Raw genomic sequence first — 19,519 nt, 5'->3', positions numbered from 1 at the left:
TTATTTTTTAAAAAGGAATTCTATTGGAATATGAATTCGTTTTTGCCATGAATTTTCGGAATGATTTTCACCTTCAAATTTTAGATTTTTTGAATTTGAATCGGTGTATCCTTTTTCTTTTAAGATTTCATCTACTCTATATTCATATTTCAAATAACTTGCATCTAAGGTTGCTGTACCATAATCAAAATAAATGCTATGGTTTTTTGGATTGGGTAGATTTTTCTTTAAATAGGTAAAAAAAGACTCTGGAATAGGATTATTTTCAAAATCCATAAAGCCTACCCAATGTGTCGATAAACAGGCAGCTTTTCCAAAAACCTCAGGATATTCGCAAAGCGCGTACATGGAAATTAAACCGCCCATACTCGAACCCATAATCGCTGTATGATTTGCTGTGGTATACACTGGATACGTTTTGTCTATATAGGGTTTTACTTCTTCTACAATAAATTTCAAATAATTATCCGAATTAATTTTAGAAGCATCAAAAGGGAAATGTGCTTTTTGTATTTCACTTTGTAAGGTTTCTTTCCATGCTTTAGAAAGTAAATCATAGGGTTTTTTGGGATATAAATCCAGATGACGTAATTCTGGAATATTCCAAATAGCGACCACAATAAAATTATTCACTTTATTTTCTTCCATTAGTTTGGAAGCCACTTCATCTACTTGCCATTCTTGTTTGTTCCAAGTTGTTGTTGCGTCGAATAACATTTGTCCGTCGTGCATATACAAAACATTATATTTTTTTGTAGCAGTATATGCTTTGGGTAACCAAACATCTACTGTGCGAGGAACAATAAATTGAGAAGGGAAACTGTTGATACGTTCTATTTTTCCTTCAAAATTACCTGAGTTTTCAAGGTTGTGCGAATGGATGTTGTCTTGACCAAAAGCGAAACTACTTAGCAATAAGAATATAAGTTTTTTCATTTATTGTAATTCTAAAATTAATGCGGTTTTCCCTTCTATTGAAAATTCATTATTCAATTTTAGTATTTCTTCAGAAATAATATCTTTACCTGAGATGAACCCTTTTATGTTTTCTTCAAATCGATTGAGATTAATTACTTGGGTATTCAATGAGTTATTAAGAATGACCATTACACTTTCAGTATCATTATGACGGAAATATACATATACATTGTTTTCAGGAATATAATGGGTTAGTTTTCCCGAATGTATAACCGCTTTATTTTTTCTCCAATTCAAAAGTTTTTTTGAAAAATCAAAATATTGTTTTTGCATTTCGGTTCTTCCTGAATTTTTGAAAGCGTTATTTGAATCGCTTTTCCAACCACCTGGAAAATCTTGACGAATATCGGCATCTCCTTTTCCTTTATCGCCTGCCATTCCAATTTCTGATCCATAATAAATTTGTGGAATTCCTCTGGTAGTTGCTAATAAAGTCATCCCTAACTGGAATTTTTTAAAATCGTTTTTATAAATTTCGTTGAAACGCCCAGTATCATGGTTTTCAATAAAGATTAATAAATTATTCGGATTGTCATACAAGAAATCATTTACAAAGTTTTCATAGAATTTGATTGTTCCATTAGACCAATTGGCTTCGTTTTCATTAAAGGCAGAACCAAAAGCATCATGTAACGTAAAATCCATGACACTTGGCAAGTAAGAATTATAACTTTGAATTTTTGCTATAGGGCTATTTTTTTGCCAATACGAAATTTGGGCTTGATCGTGCATCCATACTTCACCTACAATATTAAAATAAGGATATTCATCCGTAATTGCTTTTGTCCATTTAGCAATACCTTCTTTGTCATTATAGGAATACGTGTCTACTCGAAAACCGTCAAGATCTGCAAATTCGATCCACCAAATAGCATTTTGGATCAAGTAATTTAATACTAATGGGTTGGATTGATTTAAATCGGGCATGCTAGGTACAAACCATCCGTCCATACAATATTTAGCATCTCGTTTTGATCCATTAGTATCGTATTGTGTAGTCATACGATAGTTGCTTTGCGCGTAACCAGGAAATTGATGAAACCAATCGTAGGAAGGCATGTCTTTGAACATCCAATGTTCGGCACCCCAATGATTCGTAACATAATCTTTAATTAGCTTAAGATTGCGTTTGTGCATTTCTGAAGCTAATCTTTTGTAGTCTTCGTTGGTTCCATAACGAGCATCAATTTGGTACACATCCGATTGACCGTAAGTGTGGTAAGAATAGCCTTTGTCATTGTCTTCACAAAGAGGCGTAGACCATATAGCCGTTGCGCCTAATTCTTGTATGTAATCTAAATGATCTATAATTCCTTGAATGTCTCCACCATGTCTCCCTCCAGGCAAATTTCTATTTCCTTTTTCTGTTAAATTAGGAGAGGAATCATTGGCTTCATTTCCATTTGCAAAACGATCTGGCATTAATAAATAGATAACATCAGAAGCATCAAAGCTTTTTCTAGTGGCTGAATTAGCGCTTCTTTTTTTAATTTCAAAAGGTTGTGAAAAAGTATTTTTACCCTTTTTAAAAGTGAATTCAAGCGTTTGAGCGGTTATGTTTTTAGTATCTATCGTTACAAATAGATAATTTGGATTTTCAGTTTTTGTTAGGTTGGTAATGACTACTGGTTTAGTTATGGATACAGAGTTGTCAGCAATATTTTTGCCATAAAATAAAATTTGTATTTCGCTTTTATTCATGCCTTCATACCAAAAAGGAGGTTCCATTTTTGTAATTTGAGCCATAGAAAGTGTAGTAAAGAATATGGCGAATAATAAGGTGAGCTTATTTTTTTTCATTTCATTTTAGTGTTAAATGAAAAAGACAGCAATTTCCAACCACTGTCTTTTCTACATTATTTTATTTCTACGATGCTAATGGCATAGCCACCACCAGCTGCAGAAGTCATTTTTAATTTTGACTTATTGGTTACTTTTTGTTTTGTAATCGTATAAGCCTGTGGATTGGTTTTGTAATCTGCATTTTTAGCATCGGCATAGATAGTAGCTTCATATTTTTTGTCTTTATCCAAAAAATCTAAGCTAATAGTTGCAGTTCTTGGGTTTACCCCATTATTATTTCCAACAAACCAATTGTTAGAATTTTTATCTTTTCTCGCAATAGTGATATAGTAACCCGGTTCTGCTTCTAAATATTTTGAGGTAGACCAAGCTACAGGAACATCTTTAATAAATTGAAAAGCATCTAAAAAGCGATTGTAGTTTTCTGGTAAATCGGCAGCCATTTGTAACGGACTATACATTACTACATACAAACCTAATTGATTCGTTAGGGTTGTGTTTACATGAGAATCATTATTAGGGTTTACTTTTGAGATATCCATTTCAAAAATACCTGGAGTGTAATCCATTGGTCCTCCAATTAATCTCGTAAAAGGTAAAATGGTAGTATGGTTTGGTTTTGAACCTCCAAAAGCTTGAAATTCGGTGCCTCTTGCAGATTCATTTCCAATCATATTTGGATAGGTTCTGCAAATTCCTGTTGGACGAACCGCTTCATGCGCATTCACCATAATTTTATAATCTACGGCTTTTTCAATTACATATTGGTAATGATTGAGTATCCATTGGCCGTAATGATGTTCCCCTCGTGGCAACATATCACCTACATAACCTGTTTTTACCGCTTCGTAACCGTGTTTGTTCATAAATTGAAACGCTTGATCTAAATGACGCTCATAATTACGAGCTGAACCTGATGTTTCATGATGCATAATCATTTTAACCCCTTTTGATTTTGCATATTCATGAATGCCTTCCACATCGAAATCTGGATAAGGACTAACAAAATCAAACACATAATCTTTAGATTGCCCAAACCAGTCTTCCCAACCTTGATTCCAGCCTTCCACTAAAACACCATCAAAGCCATGTAAAGCAGCAAAATCAATTAATTCTTTTACATGTTTTGTAGTAGCTCCATGTGTTCCATTAGGTTTTGCTTTGGAATAATCGGTAATTCCTAATTGAATAGAAGGGAAGTCATTAGTGTATGACCAAGAACTTTTACCCGTAATCATTTCCCACCAAACGCCTACATACTTCACAGGTTTTATCCAAGATGTATCTTCAATTTTACAAGGTTCATTGAGATTTAGAGTCATTCTAGATGCCAAAATATCTCTGGCATCATAGCTAGCGATTATGGTTCTCCATGGAGAAACACAGGGTGCTTGTAAGTGTCCTTTGTTGCCTTGTGCATCTGGAGTTAAATGCGATTGAAAAATCAGATTTTTATCGTCTAAATTTAGATGCATGCAAGAATAATCAATTAAGGCAGCTTCGTGAATGTTGAGGTATAAACCATCAGCTGCTTTCATCATTAAAGAAGTTTGGACACCCGTTTCAGAAAATTGTTCTTGAGAAGCATTTGTAGTTAATGCGGTTTGAAATAATCTTCTAATTTCAGAAAGTTTCGATTCTGTATAATCATATTCTTGGGTATCATAGTCGCCTGGAATCCAAAAAGCAGTATGGTCACCAGTCATAGCAAATTCCGTTCTTTCTTCTTTAATTGTAAAATAGACCAAGTTTTTTTGTTGAGGGAATTCATATCTAAATCCAAGGCCTTCATCAAATAATCGAAAACGAATGATGATTTCTCTTTCTGTTTTGTTTTGCTTAAGAAGAACAGCTAATTCATTGTAATGGTTTTGGATTTCTGTTTCTTCACCCCAAACCGTTTTCCATGTTTCATTGAAAGTAGAAGGTGTTGTTTTTACGATTGTAAAATCATTTAAAAGCGATTTAGAATCATTTTGTAATTCTAATCCTAATTTACTTTTTTTAATAATTTCTTTATTCAAATAGTTCAATTGGTAAGTAGGAGTTCCGTCATTTAGCAAACCAAAATACATTACAAATTTCCCATTCGGTGATTGTAACTCTTGTGCTTGAACATTAAAAAAGGATAGTGCTACTAAAATTAGGAGTGTTTTGATTGTATTCATTTTACTGGTTTTTAACTAATTGTGATTTTCCGTTTACAACAATATCTATTTCTTGATTACCTTCCACACTTACCTTAGTTTCTTGATGATTGACCTCTACTTTTACAATAGCATTTCTAAAATTAACTTTAAATGTGTAGGCCTTCCATTCTTTTGGAATTTTTGGTTCAAAATGCAATTGGTCATTTTTAACACGCATCCCTCCAAAACCTTCTACGATGCTCATCCAAGTTCCTGCCATAGAAGTGATATGCAAACCTTCGTGAACTTCTTTATTATAGTCGTCTAAATCCAATCGAGAAGTTCTCAAATAAAAGGTATAGGCTTGTTCCATTCTTCCTAAAACCGATGCTTGTATAGAGTGAACACAAGGTGATAGAGAGCTTTCATGAACGGTAAAAGGTTCGTAAAAATCAAAATGTTTTTCTAATTGTTCTTTGGTAAAATGATCTTCAAAAAAATAGAAACCTTGTAGCGTATCTGCTTGTTTAATATAAGGGGAACGTAAAATTCTATCCCAAGACCACTTTTGATTAATTGGACGTTGTGATTTGTCTAGATCAGAAACTTTAACCAACTCTTTATCCAAGAAACCGTCTTGTTGTAAAAACACACCATATTCTTCAGAATAAGGGAAGTACATGTTTTCTGAAACTTTTTTCCATGAAACTAATTCGTTATCATTTAAATTTACTTTAGACATGATGCGTTGATAGTCTTTGGAATATTCCGTTTGTACTTTTTGAATTTGTTCCATGGCGTAATCAATACACCATTTAGCAATATAATTAGTATACCAATTATTATTTACATTGTTTTCATATTCGTTTGGCCCGGTAACACCTAAAATTACATATTTGTTTTTATGTTTCGAAAAGGTGGCTCTTTGGAACCAAAAACGAGCAATACCAATTAATACTTCTAATCCTTTTTCAGGGATATAAGAGTAATCTCCTGTGTAGCGATGGTAATTGAAAATGGCAAATGCAATGGCACCATTACGATGAATTTCTTCATGCGTAATTTCCCATTCGTTATGACATTCTTCACCATTCATAGTAACCATTGGATATAAAGCTGCACCATTTTTAAAGCCTAAGTTTTGCTGTGCATTTTCAATGGCTTTATCCAGTTGATTGTAGCGGTATTCTAACAAACTTCGAGCTACATTTTGATTTTTGGTTGCCATATAGAAAGGGATACAATAAGCTTCGGTGTCCCAATAGGTTGAACCTCCGTATTTTTCACCTGTAAATCCTTTCGGACCTATATTTAATCGAGAATCTTTACCTAAATAGGTTTGATTCAATTGAAATATATTAAATCGAATACCTTGTTGCGCTTTAACATCACCATCTATTGTGATGTCGCTCATTTCCCAAATTTTAGCCCAAGCTTGTTTTTGTTTTTCCAAAAGCCCGCTAAAACCATAAGTTTGTGCTTCTTGTAGTACTTTTTTTGCAGCAACAATTAAGTTTTCTTCAGCATGATTGGTAGAAACGGTGTAACCTCCAAATTTTTGTAAAGCAACAGTTTGTCCTTTGGTTGCAGCTATTTCGTAAGAAAAAGAGATTTTTGAAGCTTCTTTTTTTATTTCAACAGGAAGCACATCAGCGGTGTGATTATTTACCAAAACATTATTTTGCATAAAAGTAGCTACCACAAAATTAGTTTTTAAGGTACGCGCTACTATAAAAGCTTTGTTTTCGTCACTTTTAACCGTTAAAGTCTCCCAAAATTTTTCTTCCCAATTGGTGTCTTCGTTTTCAATACCCGAATCAAGATATGGAACAAATACTACTTTGGCATCTGTATTTACAGGTGTTATTTCATATTTAATAGCACCTACTTCGTCTAGGTCTAATGAAAGAAATCGGGTTACATTTACTTGAATTTGGGTCTCATTCTGAAGTACAATTTCGAAAGTACGGTTGTACCAACCTTCTTTCATATTCAATTCTCTTCTAAAGTTTTTGATTTCTTTACAAGTTGCTAAATCTACCACTTCTCCATTAACTTCAACATGAATTCCAATCCAATTTGGAGCATTTAAAACTTTAGCAAAATATTTTGGATATCCGTTTTTCCACCAGCCCACTTTTGTTTTGTCTGGATAATATACTCCAGCGATGTAGCTACCCTGAAAAGTGCTTCCAGAATAATTTTCTTCAAAATTTGCTCTTTGCCCCATGGCACCGTTTCCAATGCTAAATAGACTTTCTGAGGATTTTACACTTGCCGCATTAAATCCTTCTTCTATAATTGACCAATTATTTGGTATAATATAATCCTGATTCATTTTATTTTTTCAATAAATTGTCTAAAAAAGTTGTGTCGATAAAAGTAAAGTTGGGGAAAATAAATTTCGCTTCATGCAAAACCTCTTTTTCGCCAATTCCAATACTTGTCATTTCAGCAATATTTGCTGCTTGAATACCTGCAACTGAATCTTCAAAAACGATACAATTTGTTGGTGATGCATTCATTTTTTTTGCCCCTTGAAGAAAAACTTCGGGATCGGGTTTTGCATTGGTAACATCATTACCATCTACTATGGCATCAAAATAATGTATAATACCTGTTTTTTCTAAAATCGGTCTTGCATTTTTACTTGCACTACCTAAAACAATATTTTGTTGATATTCTTTAAGATAATTTAATACTGAAGATACTCCAGGCAATATTTCGCTTTCATCTAATTTATCGATGTAGGAAAGATATTCTGTGTTTTTTTGAATGAGCCACTTGTTTTTATCTTCTTGTGTAGCATGAATGTTTCCTAATTCTAATATAATATCTAAGGAACGAACTCTACTTACTCCTTTTAATTGTTCATTATGTTCAGGTGTGAAATCTATTCCTAATTGAGAAGCCAATCGTTGCCATGCTAAAAAATGATATTTAGCAGTATCTACTATTACTCCATCTAAATCAAATATGAAAGTTTTATTGTTCATTAATATTTAATTTTCTTTTTGTTTTTACTGTTAATGTTAAAAGGCCTGCGAAAATCATAGAAAATCCTCCTATAATTAACGCATAAATAGGTTGATCATCAAAAAAAGTATTGACTAAAAACCCTAGAATTGTTCCAGCTACAATTTGAGGTATTACAATGAAGAAATTGAAAACGCCCATATAGTATCCCATTTTGTTAGCGGGTAATGCACCAGATAACATGGCATAAGGAATAGAAAGAATACTTGCCCAAGCAATTCCTACACCAATCATAGCTAACAATAATCCTGTTTTATCCGATAAGAAATAAATAGAAATAAGTCCTAAGCCACCTGCAACTAAGGCTAACATATGAGTGAATTTATTACTGGTTCTTTTTGCAATAACAGGCAATAAAAAGGCAACTGCAGCAGCAACTCCATTATAAACTGTAAACATAACACTAACCCAATCAGCTGCGTCATTATATACTTTTGAAGTGGTGTCAAAAGAGTTGAATACGTGACCTGTTACAGATTTAGTAGTGTAGATCCACATTGCAAATAAGGCGAACCAAGAAAAAAATTGCACCCAAGCTAATTGTTTCATGGTTTTTGGCATATTTAATAAATCGGTAACAATTACTGTAAAACCATTTCTTACTTGGGCTTTACGCAGTTGCGAAACAATGATAAATAATACCCCTGTTACAAATAAACCGATAGCCAATATATACAATTCTTTGTGTGAATTGTTTATTCGATTGATATAATAAACATACGATAAGGCAATAAGCCCAATAAAAGTTAATAGAATTCCATAATTCCATTGCTTCTTCAATGGGACTAAAGATTGGCTGTTTTCAATTTTATTAAGATTAGGTTCTTTGTTTTTTTCAAATTTTTCTAACTCTTCTGGAGTGTATTCTTTCGAATGGAATACGGTCCATAATACAGCTAATAGAAAAACTATACCTCCAATGTAGAAAGACCACTTTACAGATGGAGCTATAATTCCTTTTGGAGCCGTGTTGGCCATGTTGAACCAATTCGTAAAAATGTAAGGTAGGGCAGAACCTACTACTGCACCAGCTCCAATAAAGAAACTTTGCATGGAGAAACCTAATGTTCTTTGTTTTTCTGGTAAATTATCTCCAACAAAAGCTCGAAAAGGTTCCATAGAAATGTTTATGGAAGAGTCCATAATCCATAAGGTACCTATGGCTACCCATAAAGTGGGTGAATTGGGCATGATGCATAGTGCAATTGAAGATAAAATGGCACCTGCTAAAAAATAAGGTCTTCTTCTTCCAAGCTTTGTCCAAGTTCGGTCAGAAAAATACCCCACGATAGGTTGTACAATTAATCCAGTTAAAGGAGCGGCTAACCAATATAGGCCAATTTTATCCACTTCAGCACCCAAGGTGTCGAAAATTCTAGAAGTGTTTGCGTTTTGCAAAGCAAAACCAAACTGTATTCCTAAAAAACCGAAACTCATGTTCCAAATTTCCCAGAAACCTAATTTACGCTTTTCCATTATCGTAACGTTTTATTATTTTACGATAAGCGTGATTGCTTATCAAAACTTAGTATTGTAGAAGTGTATTATAAGCTTTGATTGAGTACAAATATATATTTTATTTTAATCTAAAAATTTTTTTTAACTACTTTTTTTTGTTGGAAAAGACAACTTTTTGTATTGTAATAATTTGTTTTTCAATAGGTTAATTAAAACTATCACGTTTGCGTAGATTCTCTAGAAATTAAGTTTGTTTCAATGACTTCCGTACGATATCGTTCCTCTTCTTCATCTTCTGCTTCTAGTCTTTCAATTAACATTTCGGCTGCTTTTCTACCCATTTTAACTCCGTTTTGGCTTACAGTAGTAATTGTGGGTGTTGAAAATTTAGAGATGATTCCATCCGTAAATGCAATTACCGATAGTTCTTCAGGAATTTTTATTCCTTTTTTTAAAGCTTCTTTAATAGCAACTACAGCAAAAAGTTCATTAACCGCAAATACACTATCTATTTTTTGTTCGTCAATTAATCTTTGAATTACGTCCGAACAATTGTCTATGTCTTCAATTTTTAATATGATGTTTTCATCTACAGGTAAATTATGATCTTTTAAAGCTTTAATGTAACCTTCAGTTCTCAATTTACCAACACTTACATAGTCAACAGTAGTTATTAAAGCTATTTTTTTGCGTCCTTCTTCAATTAAAAAATTGACAGCTTGGTAGGCGGCCAATAAATCATCGATAATTACTTTATCAGCCAAAATTTCATTGGCCACTCTATCAAACATAACAATTGGCATTCCTTGGTTTATTACCTCTTGTAGATGATGAAAATCTTTCTTTTGTTGTGTTTCTTTGGATAAAGACATAATAAATCCATCCGTGCTTCCATTGGCAAGCATTTCAAGGTTGATGACTTCTTTGTCAAAAGATTCGTCCGATAAACACACAATTACATTGTAACCTTGTTCATTAGCAACCTGTTCAATTCCACTAATAACAGTAGCAAAAAAATGATGTACAATTTCAGGAATTATTATTCCTATAGTTTTCGTTTTTTTGTTTTTTAAGCTTAAGGCAATGTTGTTGGGTTTGTAGTTATATAGTTTTGCAAATGCTTGTACTTTTAAACGAGTATCTTCGCTTATTTCGGGACTGTTTTTTAAGGATTTGGATACAGTTGAAATAGATACATCTAACTCTTTGGCAATTTGTTTTAAAGTTACTTTTCTTTTCATTGCATTTTTTGTAAATTTAATATTTTCAATAAAAGTACTTTTATTTTTCTTAGTATCGTAATTTTAATGTAAAAAATGCTAGGATTTAACAAAGTTTTCAACACGAAAACGTTTTCGGTTAGTCTTTCTCGCTTACTGATTTTTTTTAAAGCTTTTTTTACATAAATTTAACATTAGAAGTGAATTATAAGCGAAAATAATTAAAGATTTAACCCTAAACAAATTGTATGAAAACATTACAAAAAAAGCTATTATTTTTCATGCTGGTAGTATTACCGATGGGGATGTTTGCACAGAACATTTTAAAAGGAAGAGTGTTAGATAGTGCCACACAATCACCACTACCAAGTGTGAATATAGCAGTAGTTAATAGTACGTCAGGAACTGCCACAGATTTTGACGGAAACTTTACACTTTCAAATTTAACTAATGGAGATCAAATTGTTTTCTCTTATGTAGGATTTGTAAAGCAAACATTTACTTATAAAGGTGAAAAAGAAATTACTATTTTAATGATTGAAGATGCGAATCAATTAGAAGGTGTAGTTGTTATTGGTTATGGATCCGTTAAAAAAGAAGACGCTACTGGATCTTTAGTTTCTGTAACTACAAAGGATTTTAATAAAGGAGCAATTGTTTCTGCGGATCAATTATTGACAGGTAAAGTAGCGGGTCTTAGAATCACTTCAAATGGTGGTCAGCCAGATTCGGCTCCAAATATCAGAATTAGAGGAGGTTCTTCTTTAAGTGCTAATAGTAGTCCTTTAATTGTTATTGATGGAATTCCTTTAGATAATACAACACAAGCAGGTGTTAGTAATCCATTGTCATTTATTAATCCAAATGATATTGAAAGTTTTACAGTTCTAAAAGACGCTTCTGCTTCTGCTATTTATGGTTCTAGAGCTTCTAATGGTGTCATTATTATTACAACCAAAAAAGGAACTTCGGGTCAAGCACAATATAATTATTCTGCAAATGTATCGGTTGGTAAAGTAGGTAAAAAAATTGACGTGATGAATGGGAAAGAGTTTACTCAATTTATTGAGGAGTATCATCCTACTTATACTAATTATTTAGGTATAGATGATCCTAATTCAACATTGGTTGATGATCCATCAACACCTGGGGTAATTGAAGGTAGAATTTTATATGATACCGATTGGCAAGACGAAATTTATAGAACGGCTATTTCGACTGATCATAATTTTAGTGCTAAGACGAATCTATATAAAGTATTGCCAATGAGAGCTTCATTAGGTTATACTAAAAATGAAGGTTTGGTTAAAACGAATGATTATGAGAGATATAACTATTCATTGAAATTAACACCAAAACTTTTTACAGATCATTTAAAAATCGATGCCAATGCAAGATTGATAAATGTTGTTAAAAATTCAATTGATGAAGGGGGTGCTTTAGGAGGTGCAATTAAAATGGATCCTACTAAACCGTTATATGATTATTCAGCTTCAAATAGATTTGGAGGTTATTATCAAGATTTGGTTACAAATTCTAATAATATAAGTGGTCAATATAATCCTTTAGCTTTATTAGAGCAAAGAAATAGACCCGAAAGAGTGCTTCGATTTTTAGGTAATATTGAAATGGATTATAAAATGCATTTTTTACCGGAATTAAGAGCAGTATTGAATTTAGGTATTGATGCTTCTAAAGCTAGAATTCGCGAGACATTTAACAACAATGCTATAGCTACTTATAGGGTAATCAATAATGATACAGATTATGTTTTTAATCCTGGCTTAAATTATTTGGAAAATCAAAAAATGACAAATGTAACTATGGACTCTTATTTAGCGTATGCTAAATCGTTGGATGGGTTCGTAAATAAATTTGATATTCAAGGAGGTTATTCGTATCAAAACTTTAAGAATGACGGGAATAAAGAAATCTATAGGTATAACATAGACACGGGACTTAGAGAGGTGCAGCCAAATGTAAACAACCCAAACAATAGATACTACAATGTTTTGAATTTACAATCCTTTTTTGGAAGAGCGAATATAGATTTAGCGAATAAATATTTAGTTACCTTAACCTTTAGAGCAGACGGTTCATCTTTATTTAGAGAAGATAAAAGATGGGGTTATTTTCCATCAGCGGCAGTAGCTTGGAAATTAAAAGAAGAAAGCTTTCTTTCAAATGTTGCCTTTGTGAATGATGCTAAAGTAAGAATTGGAGTAGGTAAAACTGGACAACAAGATATTACAGGTACTGTAGGGTTTTATCCCTCTACACCTTTGTTTAGTGTTGGTAGCAATAGCAGTCAATATTTAGATGGTTCTAACTTATATTCTGCTTTAGCTTTTAATGAAGATTTAACTTGGGAAAAAACAACTACCTATAACTTAGGTGTTGATTTTGATTTCTTTAAGAATAACTTTTTATCAGGAAGTTTTGATATATATAAGAAAGAAACAAATGATTTATTGGCAAGAGTACCATTACCTCCAGGACAAGGATTGACAGATACTTTTGTTAAAAATGTGGGAAGTACTGAGGGTAAAGGTTTTGAGTTAAGTTTAAATTTAAAACCTGTACAAACAGAAGATTATAGATTAGAAGTATATACCAATGTAGCATATAGTTATGTAAAGGTAACCGATTTAAAAGATGTTGATAAAGTGCAGGCTGGAGGTAATTTACCAACAGGTACAGGTGTAAATATTGCTGATCACGTAGTAGGTTTACAACCGTATTCATTTTGGGTATTTGAACAACTATATGATCAAGATGGCAACGTTATTCCAGGTGCTTTTGTTGACAGAAATGGTGATAATGTGATTACCAATGACGATAGATATTATAAAGCAGTAAGACCAAATTGGACTTTTGGTTTTGGATTCGCGTTTAATTATAAAAATTGGGATGTAAGTTCTAGCTTCAGAGGTCAATTTGGCGGACAAGTTTACAATTCAAGAATTTTAACTTCAGGTTGGGTTGATAGTGCAATTCCAGTAAACAACAATAGCTTGTCAAATGTTTTAAATTTTTACGGAGGGGAATCTGATTTGGCTTTCCAAAACTTTAATGGGAATGCCACTTTTTCAGATTATTTCTTAGAAGATGCTACTTTTTTAAGATGTGAGAATATTATTTTAGGATATAAATTCAATAAATTAATAAAGACTTCTTCTCTAAGATTATATGGAGCTCTGAATAATCCATTTTTAATAACAAAATATGGTGGTCAAGACCCTGAAAATTTTGGAGCAATTGATACGAATTTTTATCCAAGACCAACTTCTTACACGTTTGGATTAAGTTTAGATTTTTAAAAAAATAAATATGAAAAGAATCAAATTATTAAGTTTATTCATCTTTTGTACTGCTTTGTTTTCAGGATGTACAGATGATTTAAACACAGAACCAAAAGTAGAATTGTCATTAGAACAATTGCTACAGAAAGATCCAAATGCCATTACTGGTATTATGTCGAAATTGTATGGTTCCTTTGCTTTATCAGGTCCAGATGGACCAGGTTCTTCTGATATAAGTGATGATCCAGGTGAATCCCCATTTTTAAGAGGAATTATCAATTTGCAAGAGTTTACTGCAGATGGTATGAAAAACCGTTGGGGAGATAATGGTTTAGACCAGTTAACAACTACTTCAAGTTGGGACGAAAACAATAAATTCTTCAGATATTTATATAATAGAGTTTACTATACCGTTCCACAATGCAATAATCTATTAGTAGTTTTAAATAATGTAGATATACCTAATAAAGAATCCATTACTAGTGAAGTGCGATTTCTAAGATCATTAGCGTACTACTATATGATTGATTGCTTTGGAAAAGGGGTTTTAGTGACAGAAGAGAACGTGGGTGTTTCAACGCCACTTCCTGAAGCTTCTAGATTAGATCTGTTTAACTTCGTTGAATCAGAATTATTAGATATTGAAGACAAGATTACCATGACAAATGCTTATGGTAGAGCAAATAAATCTGTAGTAAGAATGTTATTGGCAAAATTATATTTGAATGCTCAAGTATATACAGGAGTAGATAGATATACAGATGCGTTAACTTATACAAAGAAAGTTATTGATGAAGGAGGTTATACATTAGAACCTAATTTTGCTTCTAACTTTACAGGAGATAATAATACTTCATCAGAAATTATCTATCCATTAATCGCAGATCCTTTAGTAAGCCAAAGTTATGGAAATACGACCTATATCGTAAACGGAAGTTTAAATAGTGCTACCATGACATTAAGTACTTATGGAGCTACTCAAGGTTGGGCAGGTCACAGAGCTACTAAAGCATGGTATGGTCTATTTGGTAACTTGTCAACTTCTACAGATGATAGAGCGCAATTGTTTTGGACCAATGGGCATACTTTCGAAATGACCGATTATAAAGAATGGACTAATGGATATCCATCAATCAAGTTTAGAAATAATAATTATATGTCTGCTACTACACCTACAGACTTTTCAGGGACAGATTTCCCATTATTTAGATTGGCAGATGCTTATTTAATGTATGCTGAATGCGTAGTTAGAGGCGCAACTGGTGGTTCTTTAACAGAAGCTGTTACATATGTAAATGCTGTAAGAACAAGATCTAATGCATTAACAATCTCATCTAGTGAATTGGATTTAGATTTCATAATAGAAGAAAGAGGTAGGGAATTAATGTTAGAAGGACACAGAAGAAGCGATTTAATTCGTTTTGGAATGTTTACTGGAGGAACTTATTTATGGCCATGGAAAGGAAATGCAGTGAATGGAGCTCCAATTCCAGCTACTTATAACGTATTCCCAATCCCTTTAACGGCTTTGCAAGCGAATCCTAACTTATCACAAAATCCTGGTTATTAACATAAAATTGTTTTAAAATGAAAAAAATATTAAAAATATCTGCTCTAGCCTTATTGTTATTTACAAGTTTTTCTTGTGAAAATGATGAGCAAGTTACCGTTAAAGCTTCAGGTGACCCGCAATTAGTTTCTCCTGTAAACGGAAGTACTTATGAATTAAATCCAGCAAATGCTGCAAGTGAAGCAACAACTTTAGTTTGGAATCATGCTGAATATTCTGTTCAAACGGAGGTTAATTATGAAGTTCAAATAGCTTTATCAGGGACTGATTTTGCGACATATGAAATTGGTGGAATGACAACAAGTCGATTTGTAACTTGGACTGTAGAAGCACTTAATGGAGTGATGTTAAATTTAGGAGCAATACCTTACGATGCAACTGATGTTGATGTCAGAGTTAAAGCTTCTTTAGGTTCAAATGAAAGTTTAGTAACCTATTCAAATGTTATTACTTTAACAATTACTCCTTATCCTACTGATTTGCCAAAAATTGCTGTACCAGGTAATCATCAAGGATGGAATCCACCAACTGCACCAGAATTGGCAGCTTCGGATTTTGGAAAAACAGATTTTGAAGGATTTCTATGGTTAGATGGGGAATTCAAATTTATTGCACCAAACGCATCTGGTGCTTATGAATGGGGAAATGTTGATTGGGGTGATGATGGAACATTTTCAGGAGTTTTACTACAAGGAAGCTCAACTAACTGTGGGCCAGCTGCAGCTGGTTATTATAGAGTTAAAGCTAATACAGGTGCTGTTACTTCAGATAACCCAAATGGATTAACATATTCAGTAGAAATTGCTAATTGGGCAGTTACTGGTGCTGCTACGCCTAATGGATGGCCTGATCCAGCTCTAGATCATGATATGACTTATAATGCTTCCACAAAAAAATGGAGTATAACTTTACCATTAACTGCTGGAGAATTCAAATTTAGAGCTAACAATGGTTGGGATTTAAATTTAGGTGGTGATTCAAATGGTGATGAATATATGGATTACGGTGGACCAAATTTAACTGTGCCTTCAGCTGGAACTTATTTAATCGAATTAGATTTAAGTAACCCAAGAGAATATACTTATTCATTAACTGCTCAATAAATAAAAAGGCTACTTAGGTAGCCTTTTTCAAATATATTCACAATGAAAAAAATTACGTATTTATTTACTTTTTTTATATCCTTTGTTTTCTCTCAACAGCAAAATGTAACCTATAGTGTTGCTCCTTCTTCTTTTGAAGAAAATCAGAGTATCACCATTACCATTAATGGAAATTCTATTAATGAAGCTACTTGGGGAGTTACTGGAAATGCTCTTTATTTGTGGGCTTGGTCTTTTGATACCAATGATACCAATATCTTAGATTGTCCCACCAATGGTTCTTGGACGAGTTCCAATGAAGCGAATCGGTTGACCTATAATGCAGGTCCAGATACCTATACGATGACTTTTGTTCCCAATACGTTTTATGCTAGAACAGGAATCGGTAGAATAGGGTTTTTAGTAAAAGCAAAAGATGGAACTGGAGATAAAAAATCACAAGATATTTTAATTGAAGTAGGGGCTTTTCAATCGACTTTAGTTACACCAGCAGTTAACTCTACAACCATTTTAAATTCAGGGGGTAATTTATCCATTTCAGCCAACAATAATAATGGGAATGCCAATTATAATTTAAAAGCGAATGGGGCTTCTATTAATTCGGTTGCCAATGTAAGTTCGTATAGCTTCAATCATACGAATATCACGACCAACCAAAATTATGAATTAGAAATTACGCAAGGAGCCGTTACACAAACCAAAACTTTTGCTGTAGTAGTGAATCCAGGTGCAGTAACTCAAGCGCTTCCTAATGGGATGGAAATTGGAATTAATTATAATGCATCCGATAACACTAAAGCAACTTTAGTATTAAATGCTCCAGGGAAAGATTTTGTATATGTGGCAGGTTCTTTTAACAATTGGAACCCAAGCAATGCTTATGCCATGAAAAAAGATACGTCTTCTGAGAAATTCTGGTTGGAACTTACTGGTTTAACACCAGGACAAATTTATACCTATCAATATTGGGTAGTGGATCAAACGCCTATTGCAAATTCTCCTTCTTTGGTGAAAGCAGCAGATCCTTGTTCAACACTAGTTTTATCACCTTACGATGATCCGTATATTCCAAGTGCTTCTTATCCTAATTTGCCTACTTATCCAGCAGGTCAAGAAAGAGAAGTAACAGTTTTACAAACCGCGCAAACCCCATACAATTGGCAAGTGACTAATTTTACAAAACCTAATAAAGACAATTTAGTAGTTTACGAACTTCTAGTACGTGATTTTGATGCAGACCGAAATTATCAAGATGTGATAGATAAAATCATGTATTTAAAAAATTTAGGAATTACGGCAATCGAATTAATGCCTGTAATGGAATTTGAAGGGAATGAAAGTTGGGGTTACAACACTTCTTTTCACATGGCTTTGGATAAATTCTATGGTACAGAAGATAAGTTGAGAGAATTAGTAGATGTATGCCATCAAAATGGTATTGCGGTTATTTTAGATATCGCTTTTAATCATGCTTTCGGAAGAAATCCAATGGTAAGAATGTGGATGAATGATCCAGATGGCGATGGTTGGGGTAGCCCAAGTACCGATAATCCTTACTTTAATACGGTAGCGCGACATACTTATAGTGTAGGTGAAGATTTCAATCATGCTTCTACGCATACTAAAGAATATGTAAAACGTACTTTAAAACATTGGATTACTGATTTTAAAATTGACGGTTTCCGTTGGGATTTAACCAAAGGGTTTACACAAAATTGTACGAGTGGTGATGAATCGTGTACCAATGCATATCAACAAGATCGTATCGATGTTTTGAAAGAATATGTAGATTATACATGGAGTTTAGATACCAATCACTACGCTATTTTTGAACATTTAGGTTCTGATAATGAAGAACAACAATGGGCAAATTATAGGCTAGGAGAAGGTAAAGGAATTATGATGTGGGGTGAAATGTTCTTTAATTATAAAGAATTAGCGAAAGGATATGCAACTAATGGTGATATTTCAAGAATAGGGCACGTAAGCAGAGGTTTTTCTGGAAAACGTTTAATTGGGTATCCTGAAAGCCATGATAAAGATCGTTTAATGTATGAGGCTGTCACTTTTGGAAATGCAGCAGGAGCTTATCCTGTAAATGGAAATCTTACCAATGCTTTAAATAGAATGGCTTCTTTAGGAGCTATAAGTGTATTGGTTCCTGGACCAAAAATGATTTGGCATTTTCAAGAATTAGGTATGGACGATTCTATTTATACCTGTACCAATGGAACTGTAAACTCCGAATCAGATCCAACGCCAGGAGATTGTAAATTAGCCACAAAACCACAACCACAATGGGTTGAAAACTGGGCAAGCGACCCAATTAGAGGCGCAATTTATGATAAGTATGCGCGAATGATTGCTTTAAAAACCAACGAACCTGTTTTTAATGGGGATTACGCCATTAGTCCAGATGGCAATAATGTTAGACAAAGAATCTATGTTTACGATAATAGTTTGCCCACTACACAATTGAAAAATGTAGTGATTTTGGCAAATTTCTCTGTGGCTGATTTAACGATTAATCCTAATTTTCCTTACACCGGAACTTGGTATGATTTAATGACTGATGCTCCTTATGTAGTTACGAATACAACAACTGCAATTAGTATTCCTTCTGGTCAATTTAGAATTTTTGGTAACCAACCAAGTACTTTAAGTACTTCTGAATTTGAAGCAAATGATAAAGTTTTGGTATATCCAAATCCTGCAAAAAGCAACCTGCATGTGTCTTTAGATGCTAATAAAGTGGCTATTTATACGATAACAGGGCAATTGGTAAAAAGTTTTAATTCGGTAAAAGCAAATCAGAGTTTACCGATTGAAGATATTCAAAAAGGAATTTATTTTATTACCATTATTAATTCCGATAATACCATCAATAAAAGCAAGTTTAGTAAAGATTAATTTGATTTAG

Annotated in this window: 11 protein-coding genes; 4 read left to right on the top strand and 7 right to left on the bottom strand. The window is 33.1% G+C overall.

Features of this window, described 5'->3' with window-relative positions:
• From NHF47_RS00760 to NHF47_RS00730, 7 genes are all read right to left on the bottom strand, one after another.
• The gene (locus tag NHF47_RS00760) at positions 1–936 is read right to left on the bottom strand and encodes an alpha/beta hydrolase (protein WP_252763129.1); all 936 of its coding nucleotides are present in this window, start codon (positions 934–936) and stop codon (positions 1–3) included.
• Positions 937–2,778 carry a glycoside hydrolase family 13 protein gene (locus NHF47_RS00755; protein WP_252763128.1) on the bottom strand — a complete coding sequence of 614 codons (1,842 nt, stop codon included), beginning with the start codon at positions 2,776–2,778 and terminating at the stop codon, positions 937–939.
• A gap of 56 nt (positions 2,779–2,834) precedes the next feature.
• Positions 2,835–4,949 carry a glycoside hydrolase family 97 protein gene (locus NHF47_RS00750; RefSeq protein WP_252763127.1) on the bottom strand — a complete coding sequence of 705 codons (2,115 nt, stop codon included), beginning with the start codon at positions 4,947–4,949 and terminating at the stop codon, positions 2,835–2,837.
• A gap of 1 nt (position 4,950) precedes the next feature.
• On the bottom strand, positions 4,951–7,248 hold the full coding sequence (locus NHF47_RS00745; RefSeq protein ID WP_252763126.1) for a glycoside hydrolase family 65 protein: 2,298 nt from the start codon (positions 7,246–7,248) through the stop codon (positions 4,951–4,953).
• Position 7,249: 1 nt separating this feature from the next.
• On the bottom strand, positions 7,250–7,906 hold the full coding sequence (pgmB, locus tag NHF47_RS00740) for a beta-phosphoglucomutase (protein WP_252763125.1): 657 nt from the start codon (positions 7,904–7,906) through the stop codon (positions 7,250–7,252).
• Positions 7,896–9,422, bottom strand: a complete 1,527-nt coding sequence (locus tag NHF47_RS00735; protein ID WP_252763124.1) for an MFS transporter — start codon at positions 9,420–9,422, stop codon at positions 7,896–7,898. The genes pgmB and NHF47_RS00735 overlap by 11 nt, the downstream gene beginning before the upstream one ends.
• 200 nt (positions 9,423–9,622) lie before the next feature.
• Complete coding sequence (locus tag NHF47_RS00730) at positions 9,623–10,645, bottom strand: LacI family DNA-binding transcriptional regulator (protein ID WP_252763123.1); 1,023 nt, start codon at positions 10,643–10,645, stop codon at positions 9,623–9,625.
• Positions 10,646–10,872: 227 nt separating this feature from the next.
• Here NHF47_RS00730 and NHF47_RS00725 point away from each other — a divergent pair, with 227 nt between their 5' ends.
• The 4 genes from NHF47_RS00725 to NHF47_RS00710 are packed head-to-tail and all read left to right on the top strand — an operon-like array spanning position 10,873 to position 19,509.
• Complete coding sequence (locus tag NHF47_RS00725; RefSeq protein WP_252763122.1) at positions 10,873–13,944, top strand: SusC/RagA family TonB-linked outer membrane protein; 3,072 nt, start codon at positions 10,873–10,875, stop codon at positions 13,942–13,944.
• Between the two features lie 10 nt (positions 13,945–13,954).
• Positions 13,955–15,496, top strand: a complete 1,542-nt coding sequence (locus NHF47_RS00720; RefSeq protein ID WP_252763121.1) for a RagB/SusD family nutrient uptake outer membrane protein — start codon at positions 13,955–13,957, stop codon at positions 15,494–15,496.
• Positions 15,497–15,513: 17 nt separating this feature from the next.
• A complete protein-coding gene (locus NHF47_RS00715) occupies positions 15,514–16,599 on the top strand; it encodes a SusE domain-containing protein (RefSeq protein WP_252763120.1) in 1,086 nt (361 codons plus the stop codon).
• Between the two features lie 42 nt (positions 16,600–16,641).
• The gene (locus tag NHF47_RS00710) at positions 16,642–19,509 is read left to right on the top strand and encodes an alpha-amylase family glycosyl hydrolase (RefSeq protein ID WP_252763119.1); all 2,868 of its coding nucleotides are present in this window, start codon (positions 16,642–16,644) and stop codon (positions 19,507–19,509) included.
• Positions 19,510–19,519: the final 10 nt, after the last annotated feature.

This window comes from Flavobacterium sp. NRK F7, from assembly GCF_024054195.1.
GTDB lineage: Bacteria > Bacteroidota > Bacteroidia > Flavobacteriales > Flavobacteriaceae > Flavobacterium.
Note: the sequence above shows the minus strand (reverse complement) of the source record. Positions and strands in the feature narration are given on the sequence as shown.